This is a genomic window from Streptomyces sp. VTCC 41912, from assembly GCF_045799175.1.
Lineage (GTDB): Bacteria > Actinomycetota > Actinomycetes > Streptomycetales > Streptomycetaceae > Streptomyces > Streptomyces albulus_C.
Genome location: NZ_JBJMAB010000006.1, coordinates 218059 through 231154, shown reverse-complemented (window position 1 = coordinate 231154; position 13096 = coordinate 218059). Strand labels below are relative to the sequence as shown.

11 protein-coding genes and 2 pseudogenes are annotated in these 13096 nt (G+C 70.7%); 1 reads left to right on the top strand and 12 read right to left on the bottom strand.

What is annotated here, in order from left to right; genetic code table 11:
- The first annotated feature begins 276 nt into the window (after nucleotides 1-276).
- Nucleotides 277-1437, top strand: a complete 1161-nt coding sequence (locus ACJ6WD_RS12355) for a M23 family metallopeptidase (RefSeq protein WP_407615772.1) — start codon at nucleotides 277-279, stop codon at nucleotides 1435-1437.
- A 366-nt stretch (nucleotides 1438-1803) separates the two neighbouring features.
- On the opposite strand, the gene ACJ6WD_RS12350 is transcribed toward ACJ6WD_RS12355, so the two are convergent.
- The 12 genes and pseudogenes from ACJ6WD_RS12350 to rplS all read right to left on the bottom strand — a co-directional run bounded on the left by ACJ6WD_RS12350 (nucleotide 1804) and on the right by rplS (nucleotide 13063).
- Nucleotides 1804-2343, bottom strand: a complete 540-nt coding sequence (locus tag ACJ6WD_RS12350; RefSeq protein WP_331248528.1) for a helix-turn-helix domain-containing protein — start codon at nucleotides 2341-2343, stop codon at nucleotides 1804-1806.
- Nucleotides 2344-2701: 358 nt separating this feature from the next.
- Complete coding sequence (gene whiG / locus ACJ6WD_RS12345) at nucleotides 2702-3538, bottom strand: RNA polymerase sigma factor WhiG (RefSeq protein WP_055582120.1); 837 nt, start codon at nucleotides 3536-3538, stop codon at nucleotides 2702-2704.
- Nucleotides 3539-3912: 374 nt separating this feature from the next.
- Nucleotides 3913-5154: a DNA-processing protein DprA gene (gene dprA, locus ACJ6WD_RS12340; protein ID WP_308401760.1), complete on the bottom strand. Its 1242-nt coding sequence runs from the start codon at nucleotides 5152-5154 to the stop codon at nucleotides 3913-3915.
- A 506-nt stretch (nucleotides 5155-5660) separates the two neighbouring features.
- Nucleotides 5661-7253, bottom strand: a pseudogene (locus tag ACJ6WD_RS12335) (YifB family Mg chelatase-like AAA ATPase); the annotation flags it as partial.
- Nucleotides 7253-7606: pseudogene (locus ACJ6WD_RS12330) on the bottom strand (YraN family protein); the annotation flags it as partial. The pseudogenes ACJ6WD_RS12330 and ACJ6WD_RS12335, both read right to left, overlap by 1 nt.
- 452 nt (nucleotides 7607-8058) lie before the next feature.
- Nucleotides 8059-8367, bottom strand: a complete 309-nt coding sequence (locus tag ACJ6WD_RS12325; protein ID WP_003980220.1) for a DUF2469 domain-containing protein — start codon at nucleotides 8365-8367, stop codon at nucleotides 8059-8061.
- Nucleotides 8368-8405: 38 nt separating this feature from the next.
- Nucleotides 8406-8882, bottom strand: coding sequence for an NUDIX hydrolase (locus ACJ6WD_RS12320; RefSeq protein ID WP_233658509.1), 477 nt, complete (start codon nucleotides 8880-8882; stop codon nucleotides 8406-8408).
- 231 nt (nucleotides 8883-9113) lie between these two features.
- Entirely contained in the window at nucleotides 9114-9842 is a 729-nt protein-coding gene (gene lepB, locus ACJ6WD_RS12315) for a signal peptidase I (RefSeq protein WP_376441087.1), read from the bottom strand.
- Nucleotides 9843-9896: 54 nt separating this feature from the next.
- Complete coding sequence (gene lepB, locus ACJ6WD_RS12310) at nucleotides 9897-10859, bottom strand: signal peptidase I (protein WP_233658545.1); 963 nt, start codon at nucleotides 10857-10859, stop codon at nucleotides 9897-9899.
- Nucleotides 10801-11862 (bottom strand): signal peptidase I, encoded by a 1062-nt coding sequence (lepB, locus tag ACJ6WD_RS12305; protein WP_331248508.1) that lies wholly within the window; start codon nucleotides 11860-11862, stop codon nucleotides 10801-10803. Before lepB (ACJ6WD_RS12305) ends, lepB (ACJ6WD_RS12310) begins: the two co-directional genes overlap by 59 nt.
- Nucleotides 11855-12619, bottom strand: a complete 765-nt coding sequence (gene lepB, locus ACJ6WD_RS12300; protein ID WP_331248509.1) for a signal peptidase I — start codon at nucleotides 12617-12619, stop codon at nucleotides 11855-11857. Before lepB (ACJ6WD_RS12300) ends, lepB (ACJ6WD_RS12305) begins: the two co-directional genes overlap by 8 nt.
- Nucleotides 12620-12715: 96 nt before the next feature.
- On the bottom strand, nucleotides 12716-13063 hold the full coding sequence (gene rplS / locus ACJ6WD_RS12295; RefSeq protein WP_016571354.1) for a 50S ribosomal protein L19: 348 nt from the start codon (nucleotides 13061-13063) through the stop codon (nucleotides 12716-12718).
- Between the last annotated feature and the right edge of the window lie 33 nt (nucleotides 13064-13096).

Genomic DNA, 13096 nt, shown 5'->3' with positions numbered 1-13096 from the left:
ACGCGCCTGCCAGGGGAGGAACCGAACGGAACCTTCCGAGGACCGAGAGCGCGGCCGATGTGCTGCCCGAAGGGGACTGGTGCACTGGTGGCGGGGCGTGCGAAGTCGACCCGGTGACCCGGATCGCCATCAGAAGTGTACGGGACGGGCGATGCACCGGGCGACACGCACCATTTCGCGCCCCGACAGAGTGACGCCGTTGTCCACAAGCGGGCCGTCATCCACAGCTTTTCACCAAGATCCCCAAGCTGGTCCGGCATCCGCCATCGTCAACACATGCAACGACACACCGACCGCACCGACCGGCATTCCGACCACTCCCTCCCCACCCCGCCTCCGCCCCCACGACAGCCGCTGCCGCACCCCCACGACTCCACCCCCACGTGGGAACGGGGCAAGGATCGGCAACGACGTGCACACCGTGCCGCACAAAGCGACCGCCCCCTCAGCCGGCAACGCGGCAGCCCGCGCCACACTCCGACACCTTTGACGCGGTCGCGGCGGCCTTCGACTCGGGCCCGCCGAAGCGGACGCAATCCCCTCCCCGCCCTCGCCATGTGCGTCCTGCACGCCGTGCCGACTGCGGCAGCAGCCAGCACACCAAACGTGGCCGAGGCGGCTTCCACGCACCTCGATGCAGGACCGGCCACCACCCCGGCAACTCCGACATCAGACCGCTCTTGGCCCGTCACCGGCCCTGCGGGAACACCACCCGAGTTGCTGCGCGGCTGGGAACCTCCCCCCACCCCCTGGGCAGCCGGGCACCGCGGCGTGGACCTGGCAGCGACCGAAGGCACCACCGTCAAAGCCGCCACGCCCGGCCGGATCGCCTTCGCCGGCACCGTCGCCGGCCGCGGCGTCCTCACCATCGAAGTGTCCGACTCGGGCCGCCCCCCGCTACACACCACCTACGAGCCGATCCGCGCCACCGCCCACAAAGGCCAGCACGTCACCGCCGGCCAACCCGTCGGCCTGCTGGAGAACGGCCATCACCACTGCCGTCAACCCTGCCTCCACTGGGGCCTACGACGCGGCACGACCTACCTGAACCCTCTCTCCCTGCTACCGCCAACCGCCCTCCGCAAAGGCCCCTCACGGCTCCTGCCGGTCTTCGAAGTCCCCGAACCATCAGTCCCGGACTCCGGACTCACCCATCCACATTCTGAGCGCCCAACCCCCACGGCCCATGCCGCGCAGAACTCACCACCAGGCACCACAAGCGCCGCCCTACTCGGCGCGATCACACTCACCGCCACCACGCTGTGGGCATTGGGCCGCCTCCGTCGTAGACCGAGCCGGAGACATGCGGCCAGGAGACATGGCGCTGCCACAGGCACTTCGCACTGGAGGAGGCGGGCAGGCCGCACAAGGCACGGCAACACCCACGAAGAAGGGCAGGCCCAACTGAGAGAGGAGACGCCTACGCGGACGGCTTGAACAAGTACGCACCAACGCGGCGCGGGAAAACACGTACCTGTCGCACGGCGCAACGAACCGACTCCGGTTCGTCGCGGACTGCGGACTGCGGACTGCGGACTGCGGACTGCGGACTGCGGACTGCGGACTGCGGACTGCGGACTGCGGACTGCGGAGCGAACGAGCGTTACGAATGGGGAGGGTGGGGTGGGGGGAGGGGTGGGGGGAGGGGTGGGGGGAGGGGTGGGGGCCCCAGGGAAAGGAACGGGGCGATCAAGCAACCCCGCCCAAAGCCCCCATCAGCAACCACACCGTAGACCCACCAACCACAACCACCCGCCAGCCCCCACCCCAGAGCTAGCCGAACCGCAGCGGCCGGCCGGGGGCTCAGCCGCGGACCCCGTTGAGGGCCATCGCGACCGCCGCCTCGACGATCTCTTCCGGGTCTTCGGCAGCACCGAGTTCGATGCGGCGAACTGCGGCGTCCACCACGCCCTGGAGCAGCATCGCGGCGAGTCGGGGCTGGGCGTGGCCGAGGGTGGCCAGTGCTTCGACGATCATGGCGATCAGTCCGCCGTGCGCCGCGCGGATCTTCTCCCGGGCGCCCGCGTCCAGTTCTCCTGCGGAGATGGCGACGACGGCCCGGTGACGGCGGTCTCCCACCAGTGCCAGTTGTCGGCGCACATACGCTTCGACTTTTGCCTCGGGCGTCTCGGCGCCCTCCATCGCGGTCTCGACTTCGGCGGCCCACACGGGGAAGTCGACGGCGCACAGTTCTTCGACGACGGCTGCTCGGGAGCGGAAGTACTCGTATACGGAGGAGCGCGCGAGCCCCGTCCGTTCGGCGAGGGCAGGGAAGGTCAGCGCTTCCGTTCCGCCCTCGGACAGCAGGGTGCGGGCGGCGTCCAAGAGGGCGCCGCGCTGCATCGTCCGGTGCTCGGCCACCGAGGCCGCTCGAATCCTGGGCACGCCACCACTCTACGGATGGCGTCCTCGCCGTGGCACGCCGCATCGCAACACGCATCGCCGCCGACGTACTCCTCGGAGTCCTTGCGGCCTGCGGCACTCAAGCCCCGGCATCCGCACGGACGGGACAACCATCGACCGAGCAGGGCACGGCAGCGCAGGGCAGGCAATCAGGGCCCCTGGTTCTCCCTAGTCATCACGCCCGCCCCACCACACCTCGCCGCCACCCAACCATCCGAGATTCGGGTTTCCCCGTCCCCCTGACTCCTCCTCCCGGCCACCCCACCGGGTGGCTCGGCTCCGCACCGACCTCCGGCTCTCAGCGCCCCACATCCGCCAACTTCGCGCGGAGCTGGAGCACGGACTTGGTGTGGATCTGGCTGACCCTGCTCTCGGTGACGCCCAGGACGTTGCCGATCTCGGCGAGCGTGAGGCCCTCGTAGTAGTAGAGGGTGACCACGGTCTTCTCACGGTCGGGCAGGGTGTTGATGGCGCGCGCCAGTAGCCGTCGCAGTTCGCGGTCCTCGGCGATCTCGACGGGGTTCTCGGCAGCGGTGTCCTCCAACGTGTCCATGAGGCTGAGGCGCTCACCGCCTTCACCTCCAACGTGGAGGAGTTCTTCCAACGCGACGACGTTCGCCAGGGACAGCTGGCTGAAGACGCCGTGGAGTTCCTCCAGCTGGATGCCCATCTCGCCGGCGACCTCCGCCTCGGTCGGCGTGCGGCGCAGTTGCGCTTCGAGGGTGGCGTAGGCGCGCTCCACGGCGCGGGCCTTTTGCCGTACGGATCGGGGGATCCAGTCCAGCGCACGGAGTTCGTCGATCATTGCGCCGCGGATGCGGGTGATCGCGTACGTCTCGAACTTGATGGAGCGTTCTGGTTCGAACTTCTCGATGGCGTCGATCAGTCCGAAGACTCCGGAGGAGACGAAGTCGGCCTGCTCGACGTTGGGCGGCAGTCCGACGCTGACACGGCCGGCCACGTATTTGACCAGCGGTGAGTAGTGCAGGATCAGCTGTTCCCGCAGGCGTCCGTCGCCGGACGCCTTGTAGGAGCGCCACAGCTCGTCGACCGAGGTGGGCGGGGCGGGGCGCACGCTGCCGCGCGCGGCGGGTGGTGCTGCCGCGCGGTCAGACCCGGAGGTGTGCTGGGGCATTCGTCGCCTTGAGCCGTTCTGCCGAGACGGGGGTGGATGGGTGTATGAGGCTTGAACTGTCGTGAGCGTAGCGTGACCGTAACGTCGCGGTGTGCGAGGAAGGCAGGTTGGGTGTACGCAGATACGTTCCGCTGCCCGCACCCCAGGGTTACTTCGCGCCATGCGGCGGCACCCGGAAGGGGCGCCTGAGACGCGCTCGCCGGAAGCGCACCCCGGGAGGGTGGCGCGGACGGACGTGCCGATGCGGCCGGCGGGAGCCCGTGCGTGTAGCGGGTCGTATCGACGACGCCCAACGGACCGGCCGCACGCACCGAAGCACGCCAAATCTGGATTCTGCGGTCATTCCCCTCACCCTTTCACCCGTTCGCGCCAGGTCAAGTACCGCCTCGCCGGGAACCTTCGGTCGAGTTGGCCCGTCGCACCAACTCCCAGCGCTCACCGCACCTTTGAACGAATTCGAGCGATTGGAGCTCGAAGAGCTTGTCGCGCGTGAGGTCGCGGGGTGTGCCAGACTCCCGGGCCAGATGGTCGGCATCCGCGGCACCGCGGGCGGGCAGCGCTTCGAGCACGCGGCGGGCGACCGGGTCCAACAGGTCGCGGGCGAGGGTCGGACCTCGCCGCTCTGGGGCCAGGTCTCCGATGTTGCCGACGAGTTCGACCACCTCGTCGGCGTCGGTGACCACCTCCGCTTCACCGCGCAGGAGTTGGTGCACTCCGGCGGACAGCCCGCTGGTGACGGGGCCCGGCATGCCCATCGTGAAGCGGCCCAGGGCCAGCGCGCGCCGCGCGGTGACCAGTGACCCGCTGCGGAGTTCGGCCTCCACGACGACCGTGCCGCGCGTGAGGGCGGCAATGACACGGTTGCGCTGGACGAACCGACTGCGGGTGGGATGGTCGCCCGGCGGTAACTCGGCTACCACCAGCCCCTGTTCGGCGATGCGATCGATCAACTCGGTGTGTCCGCGCGGATAGGGGTGGTCGACGCCGGAGGCGAGCACGGCGACGGTCGGTCCGTCCGCGGCGAGCGCACCCCGATGGGCAGCGCCGTCGACGCCGTACGCGGCTCCGGAGACGATGGTCCAGCCGCGGTCGGCGAGTCCGGCCCCGAGCGTGGTGGCGAGGTGGGCGCCGTAGTCGGTACAGGCGCGTGCGCCGACCACGGCCACTGAGCGCAGCGCCCAGATCCGCAGGTTGGCCCGGCCTCGGACCCACAGGCCGATGGGGCGGGCGTCGCCGAGGTCGTCCAGCTGACCGGGCCATTCGTCGTCGCCCGGGCAGAGGAATCGGCCTCCGAGCGTGGCGACGGCGGCGAGGTCGACTGCGGGGCGGGCTCGCACGGCACGCAGTCGGAGTCCCGCGACCTTGGCCGGACTCGCGCCGATGGGCGGGGGCACGTCGTCTTGGGACAGCGCGTGCCAGAGCGCTACCGGGCCCATTTCGCGAAGCCAGCGACCGGCGGTCTCGTCGCCGGGTTCGATGATGCGGGTGAGTGCGGCGCGCGCGGCTCGGTGCGGTTCGTAGCTGCGCTGTTCGGCCAGCGCCCGGCGGGCAGCAGGGCGTTTCCGAGCTGCGGCAGGCGGAGGGGTAGGGGTGCTGGCGCCGTTGAGACCCGCCAAGGCACGGCGGGTGGGGCACCACTCCCCGCTGCCGAGGGAAGGCACATCCGCCGGCGTAGCCTTTCCGTCCCTGGTAGCCGATGCCGCGTTCGACCTGGCCTCCGCAGTTGAACCCGGCTGCGGTACTTGTTCCGACCGGTGCGGCCGGGTGGGCCCCGCCTCGTTCGTCACGAAGCCCCATTCGTCGATCGGGTTCATCGTTCGCCTCGGCTCTGTACGGGACGGACGAGCGCGACGCGCGGACGGGGATCCGGTGTCGCGTGGAGCCGCTCGCCCCGCACTGGCACCGTCGGCACTGCCGCAGTCGCCCCTGGCGTCAGCGGCCTCTCCTCCCCCGCCGTCGTTTGCTGCTCCCTCCCGGCTTCCGGCTCCCTTTCATCCCGTAAGCCGGCCCATGGAACAGTTCTCGCCGGCCCGTGCGTCCCAACTGTCGCGGGCTCACCCGCTCCGGTTGCAGAAGCCGCTTCTTCTGCTGCGCCTGCGACCGCCCCCGCTGCTGTCCTCGCCGCCACCGCACCGCGACGTACCCCCGTGCGGAGTTCCAGAGCCCAGTTGACGTCCTCCTTCGTCGGACGGTCACGGCCGGCAAGGTCTGCGGCGGTCCAGGCGACGCGCAGGACGCGGTCGAGGCCGCGGGCCGTCAGGAGGCCGCATTCCAGGTCGCGTTCGACCTGGGCGAGTGCACCGGGTTGTACCGGCCAGCGGGTACGGAGTTCGTGGCCCGGAACCTCGCTGTTGGTCTGCCAGGGAGTGTCGGCGAGTCGTGCCGCTGCGCGTTGCCGGGCGGCTCGGACGCGCTCGGCGACGGTGGCGGTGGATTCGGCGGCGCGGCCGAGCGCGAGGAGTTCACGCCGGGCGACCGGTTCCACGGCGATCCGCAGGTCCACCCGGTCCATCAACGGTCCGGAGAGCCGGGCGCGATAGCGACGGATGGATGAGGGGCGGCATTCGCAGCCGCCCGCGGTCGTGCCGTGCCGGCCGCACGGGCAGGGGTTGGCGGCCAGGGCCAGCAGGAAGCGCGCGGGCATCCGCATCATGCCGCCGGCGCGGGCCACGACGACGTGGCCGGATTCGAGTGGTTGGCGTAGGGCGTCCAGGACTCGGGGGCTGCATTCGGCGGCTTCGTCGAGAAAGAGCACGCCATGGTGGGCCAGCGAGACGGCTCCTGGGCGGGGCAGTCCGGTTCCGCCGCCGACCAGGGATGCCGTGGTCGCGGAGTGGTGCGGGGCGCAGTAGGGCGGGCGGTGGACCAGCGGCTGGCCGGGTGGGAGGGTGCCGGCGACCGAGTGGACGGCGGTCACTTCCAGGGACGCCTTGGGCGTCAGCGGTGGCAGCAGCCCGGGGAGGCGTTCGGCCAGCATGGTCTTGCCAGCTCCCGGTGGGCCCTTGAAGAAGATGTGGTGACGTCCGGCGGCGGCCACTTCCAGGGCGCGCCGGGCGTTGTGCTGGCCCACGACGTCGGCGAGGTCGGGGGTGTGGCCCTCGGCCGGCAGTCCGGCCGTCGCGCCCGTACCGGGCATGACGAGGCCGGCCAGCAGCGGGTCGGGGCGGCCCTCACCGGAGGAGTTCTCCTCTTCGGGGACCGGTTCGTCGGTGAGCACGGCGATGAGTTGTCGCAGGCTGCGGATGCCGAGGACGGAGACGCCGGGGACGAGGGAGGCTTCGGCGACGGTCGGTTCCGGCACGACGACCTGGCGGTATCCGGCGTCGGCGGCGGCGAGGACCGCGGGCAGTACGCCGCGGACGGGGCGGACGCGGCCGTCGAGGCCGAGTTCGCCGATCATCATCAGGTCGGTGAGTTCGCGGGGGTCGAGGCGTTCGGCGGCGCCCAGGACCGCGCAGGCCACGGCGAGGTCGAAGCCGCTGCCGCTCTTGGGGACGGAGGCCGGGCTGAGGCCGACCGTGAGCTTCTTCTGCGGCCACTCGGCGCCCGAGTTCACGAGCGCGGCGCGGACGCGGTCCCGGGACTCGGCCAGGCTCTTGTCGGGGAGTCCGACCAGGGTGAAGGCCGCCACGCCGGGTTCCAGGTCGGCCTGGACCTCGACGACGACGCCTTCGACGCCCACGAGGGCCACGGAGCAGGTGCGGGCGAATCCCATCACGCCACCCCCCGTGCGTGCTCGACCACGGGAGCGCCGCGGGCGGGCAGCAGGATCCCGATGACGTCGATGCGGACGCCGCCGGGTGGTGGGCCGCCGTGCCGTTCGAGCCAGCGTTCGGCGAGGAGGCGCAGCCGCGCGGTCTTCTGGGCTCGGACGGCGGCCATGGGGTGTTCGTACCAGCCCGCGCGGCGGGTCTTGACCTCGCAGACGACCAGCGCGTCGCCGTCGACGGCGACGATGTCGATCTCTCCGTCGCGGCAGCGCCAGTTGCGGTCGAGGATCCGCATTCCGGCTTCGGTGAGCCGCCGGACGGCCAGGTCCTCTCCGTACTTGCCCAGTGCGTTGCGGGACGTCTTCGGTGCGGCAGGTCGTTTCGTTTTCGCTGGCCGCGACGTCTGCGTTTTCTGCGTTTCCTGCGTTTTCCGCGTTGTGGAGACTTTGCCCGCTCCACGGGCTCCTCGGGGTGCGGGGCCCGCGTCCCGCGGTGTGCGCTTCTCGCTGCGTCCGGTGTCCTCGGCTCGTCGGCCGTTCTCTGTGGCGTTCATCCGGTACCACCTCCGGCACCGACAGTGACGCCTCCGCGCAGATCCATTGGATCTTGGTGGATAACTGCCCGGCTGTGGATAACTCGCTCACCCGCCAGGGCGACGCACCGCAGCGGCCGGGCCGAGTCGACGGCTCCCGAGTCCACACCACGACGCAGGCCCGAAGGCCCAGCCCGGCCCGACTACCTCAAGCTCGACCCGGCGCCAGCCCCGGCCCTGATCCCGGCCCGGGCTCCGGACCCGCCCGCAAGGACCCGTCAGCTCCCCGGAAGGTCCAGATCGCTCTTGTTCAGCTCTTCGATGTTCACGTCCTTGAACGTGAGCACCCTCACCTGCTTGACGAAGCGGGCCGGCCGGTACATGTCCCACACCCAGGCGTCAGCCATCGACACCTCGAAGAACACTTCGCCCTGGACGGAGTGCACCTGCATCTCGTAGTCGTTGGTGAGGTAGAAGCGCCGCTCGGTCTCGATCACGTATTTGAACAGCCCGACGACGTCTCGGTACTCCCGGTAGAGCTTCAGCTCCATCTCGGTCTCGTACTTTTCGAGGTCCTCGGCGCTCATGGCAGATCCCCTTCAGCCGTGCGTCCCCCTATTGTGCGTCAGACCCTCTCGGTCTCCAGGAGCACCGGCGCACTCGGGGGCCCTTCGTCGAGCAGTGTGCGCAGCAGCTCGGCGAGTCTGGTCGGGTACACCGTCTCATGCGACGCCGACAGTTCCTCCGAGGTCCACCACTTCAGCCCCGACACGCTGCGCCGTTCCAGGTCCGTGTGGCCGGCGGTGTCGGTGGCGGTCCGATCGGTCCGGGCCAGGTAGTACCACTCGTCCTGTTCCCAGCGTCGCCCGTCGAAGGGAAAGGCGCAGCGGCGCTTCCACAGGAGCGGCCCGAGGGTGGCGCCGCGGATGCCGGTCTCCTCGGCGAGCTCGCGGAGGGCCGCCTCCTCGCGGGTCTCGGTGCCTTCCAGGCCGCCACCGGGGGTGAACCACCAGGTTTCGGCCGGACGGTCCGGTTCGAAGCCGTGCAGCAGCAGGATCCGGTCATCGGGGTCGAGCAGCAGGACCCGGGACACCTGACGCACCTCGACGACTTCCTCAGCCGCACCGGCATCACCGCTGCCGGCGGTGCCGCCGTTCGCCGCGACGGCGCCATCGGCCCCGCCCTCCGCGATCTCCGCCCGGTGGCCTGAATCTGCCCCTCCAGCGGCCCCTCCAGCGCCGTCACCGGTCACCCCCGCCACCCCCTCCCGGGCTGTCCCGCCCGCTCCGATTCCTCCCCGGCCTGCTGTCGCGATGCCCGCTCCCGCGCCCGCTCACCCACGTCCACGCCCCTTCCGCCGCGCGATCGGCCCGTACGCCGCACCTCCGAGGATCAGCACGGCGCCCGCGACGACCGCGAGGACGAGGGGCTGGACCGGCCCCGGCTGCGAGGTGCCGCCGGGAAGCGCGGCGAAGCTCTCGGGGCGCTGGAGCACGCCGAGGCTGTCGAGCGGCCAGGCGCGGGCGTCGACCCGGGCCTCGACGGCGCTGCGCGGGACGGCCCCGTGGTCGCCGTCGGTGAGGTGGACCCGGGAGTCGAGGGAGTCGTTGCGGTGGTCGCCGAGGAGGAAGAGTTGGCCGGTGGGCACCACGGCCTTGAAGCCGATGGGCGAGGCGGGGCCGGCGCCCTGGAGGTAGGGCTCCTCGACGGGGGTTCCGTTGACGGTCAGCAGGCCCTTCTTGGTGCAGCAGGCGACCTTGTCGCCGCCGACGCCGACCACCCGCTTGACCATCGGCAGATCGCCCCAGGTGGTGTCCTTGAAGACGACGACGTCGCCGCGGCGTATCTCGGAGCCGCTGACCTTTTCGGCCAGAACGCGGGCGCCCGGGGCGATGGTGGGCGCCATCGAGTCGGTCGGCACCGTGTAGGGGCGGTAGAGCAGCGCCCCCCAGACGAATGCGCCCAGGAACAGCACACAGCCGACGGCCACGGCCAGACCGGACAGCACACTGCCCGTGGTCCGGCCGCGGCCGTCCGTCGTACGTTCCGTACTGCTGCTCATCCCAGCGCTCCCGCCCCGCGGGGTGGGCCCGCGTCGAAGATCCGGGACGGCACCTTACCTGGGGTTACGCTCTGCGGTCAGCCTCCGGCGCCGCCAGATCACCAGCGGAACCGCGCCGGCCAGCCCCAGCGCGGCCGGAGCGGCACCCATGGCCTTGTTGATCCCGGGCTGGTCGAAGGTGTCCGGTACGGGGAGGGTCGACCAGCGGTTGATGGGCCAGGCGATGGTGAAGGCGCGGCCGACGACCTCGTCCTCGGAGACCGTGCCGTTGCCCGGGAGGTTCTGGTGGTACCGGGAGTCGAGGGAGTCGTCGCGGTGGTCGCCCATCACCCAGATCCGGCCCTTGGGGACGTGGATCGGTCCGAACGGGCGGTCGCCGCAGGGGGTGGCTCCGGGGAAGACGTAGGAATCTTCCTTGAGGGCCTTGCCGTTGACCTTGACCGGGCCGACGCCCTGGCATTCGACGGTGTCGCCGCCGACCGCGATGACCCGCTTGATCAGGTCCTTCTCCTCGGCCGAGGGCATCAGGCCGATGAAGCTGAGGACCTTCTGGATCGGGTTGGGCTGCGGCGTGGGCGTCTCGTTGAGCCAGCCGCCCGGGTCGTGGAAGACGACGACCTCGCCGCGCTGCGGCTTGGCCCCGAACCACGGCGTCAGCTTGTCGACCAGCACCCGGTCGCCACGCTGGAGGGTGTCCTGCATGGAGTCGGACGGGATGGAGAACGCCTGCACCAGGAACGTCTTGATCAGCAGGGCGAGGAGCAGGGCGATGCCGATGAGGATCGGCAGCTCCTTCCAGAAGGCACGCGGCTTCTTGCCTTTGGTCACGCTGCCGGTCGCCTCCTCGTCGGCCACGTGGTCCGACTGCTTCGATGGATCGGTGTGCGGTCCGGCCGGTGCGGACCCGCCTGACTGCGCCTGTGGCTGATGCACGGAACTCGTCGCCTGCTGCGCGGACTCACCGCGCCTCGCGGGCTCTTCGGGCTCTTCGGTTCCGGACCGCGCGCCGACCGCCAAGTCCCCCACATCTGCTCCTCACTCCGCGCTCTCGCCCGCCCGTCAACCGGTGCAGGCCCACCACTCCCATAACGAGCGGGAGTTCCGCAGGGGTCGGGAGTACCGCCAAACTCTCGGATGACACCCTATGCGCTGCGCCCGCCGCCGACGCCTTCGCACCCGGCGCGTCGTGCACGTCGGCGAAGGTGTCGGGCTCCTTCAGGAACTGCCAGTGGCTGAACGGCCAGGCGATGACCACGGCCCGGCCCACGACGTTGTCCACCGACACCGTGCCGCGGTATGGCTCGTCGAGGTGGTAGCGCGAGTCCGCCGAGTTGGAGCGGTGGTCACCCATGACGAAGATCCGTCCGGTGGGGACGTTGACCGTGAACTTCAGCTCGGAGGGCGGGTTTCCGGGGTGTACGTAGGGCTCGGTGAGCGGGGTGCCGTTGACCGTGATCCGGCCCTTGGTGTCGCAGCAGTGCACGCTGTCCCCGCCGACCGCGACCACGCGCTTGATCAGGTCCTGCTCGTTGGCGGACGGCAGCAGTCCGATGAAGGTCAGGACGTCGTTGAGGGGGCCGGAGCCCCCGGTGGACTGGTTCTGCTCGCCCTTGAGCCAACCGCCGGGGTCCTTGAAGACGACGACGTCACCGCGATGCGGTTCGGCGCCGAACCACGGGGTGAGCTTGTCGACCAGCACCCGGTCGCCGATCTTGATGGTCTGTTCCATGGAGCCGGACGGGATCACGAACGCCTGGACCAGGAAGGTCTTCAGGACCAGCGCGATGGCCAGCGCCACCCCGATCAGGATCGGGATCTCCTTGAGGTAGGAGCGGCGTCTGCGGCGCTTGATGCGCTGGGCCTGGCGGCGCCGCTCGGCCCGTCCGCCGGTCGCCTCCCGGCCACCCGGCTCGTCGTCGTCCGCCCCGGCCGCCTCTACCCCACCGAGGAACTCGCCGTCCTGCGTCCCGTCTTCGGGGAGGGATGCGCGCCCGTGGCGGGGTCGCCCGCGGTTACCCATGGGGGCCTGCCGGCACCGGTATGCGGGCCAGGTCGCCGGGGGTGGCAAGGGTGCTCCAGCGGTCGAACGGCCAACTGATCAGGTCGGCGCGGCCGATGACCCGGTCGACCGGGACGGTGCCGCCACCGGCCTCGCCCAGGTGGTCACGGGAGTCGCTGGACCGGGAGCGGTGATCGCCCATGACCCACAGGCGGCCCTTCGGCACCACGATGTCGAAGGGGACGGCGGAGGGCGCGTCCCCGGGATGGAGGTAGCCCTCGGTCACCGGCACTCCGTTCACCTTGATCCGCCCCTGTTTGTCGCAGCAGGTCACGTGGTCCCCGCCGACGCCGATGACGCGCTTGACGTAGTCGGTGTCGTCGGACCGGGCCAGGCCCAGTGCCGCACCGGCCTTGCGCAGCAGTCCCGTCACGGGATTCTCCCCCGACTCCCTGTGAACGAAAGATCCCATGCCGTCGAAGACGATGACGTCGCCGCGCTGCGGGGTGGCACCGAAGCGGTAGGCCAGCTTGTTCACCAGGACCCGGTCGCCGACCCGCAGGGTGTTCTCCATGGAGGTGCTGGGGATCAGGAACGGCTGCACCACGAAGTTGCTGAGCAGGAACAGGAAGGCCAGGCACAGCGCGAAGAGAGTGACCGGCCGGTACCGCAACTGCGCGACCACGGCCCGGAAACGCGCGAAGCGCGACCGCCGCCCCAACCCCTCGACGGGGTCGGGAGCGGGGTCGCGCTCCGTGAGTCGTGCGTCGGTGTCCATGGGGCCCAGAGCCTATCCGGCCTGGCCCGGACGCCCGTCGCGAGCGTGGCCTCGCGGTGCACCGGGGCGGTTTCCCGCGGCCCGGTGCGGCGCGGCTCAGCGCTCGCGCTTCTCCTTGATCTTGGCGGCCTTGCCGCGCAGCTCGCGGAGGTAGTACAGCTTGGCGCGACGGACGTCACCGCGGGTGACGACCTCGATCTTCTCGACGATCGGGGTGTGCACGGGGAAGGTGCGCTCGACGCCGACCGAGAAGCTGACCTTGCGGACCGTGAAGGTCTCGCGCACGCCGGCGCCCTGACGGCGGATGACGACGCCCTTGAACTGCTGCACACGAGAGCGGTTGCCCTCGATGACGCGGACGTGGACGTTGACGGTGTCACCCGGGCGGAACGCGGGGACGTCGCTGCGCAGCGCTGCGGAGTCGACGGAGTCGAGGAGGTTCATGACCCACTGCTTTCTTCGCTGATGCCACAGGTC

Coding starts and splice junctions, on each gene's coding strand:
- rplS (WP_016571354.1), bottom strand. CDS start 13,063: ATGAACCTCCTCGACTCCGTCGACTCCGCAGCGCTGCGCAGCGACGTC.
- lepB (WP_331248509.1), bottom strand. CDS start 12,619: ATGGACACCGACGCACGACTCACGGAGCGCGACCCCGCTCCCGACCCC.
- lepB (WP_376441087.1), bottom strand. CDS start 9,842: ATGAGCAGCAGTACGGAACGTACGACGGACGGCCGCGGCCGGACCACG.
- lepB (WP_331248508.1), bottom strand. CDS start 11,862: ATGGGTAACCGCGGGCGACCCCGCCACGGGCGCGCATCCCTCCCCGAA.
- ACJ6WD_RS12350 (WP_331248528.1), bottom strand. CDS start 2,343: ATGCAGCGCGGCGCCCTCTTGGACGCCGCCCGCACCCTGCTGTCCGAG.
- ACJ6WD_RS12355 (WP_407615772.1), top strand. CDS start 277: ATGCAACGACACACCGACCGCACCGACCGGCATTCCGACCACTCCCTC.
- whiG (WP_055582120.1), bottom strand. CDS start 3,538: ATGCCCCAGCACACCTCCGGGTCTGACCGCGCGGCAGCACCACCCGCC.
- ACJ6WD_RS12325 (WP_003980220.1), bottom strand. CDS start 8,367: ATGAGCGCCGAGGACCTCGAAAAGTACGAGACCGAGATGGAGCTGAAG.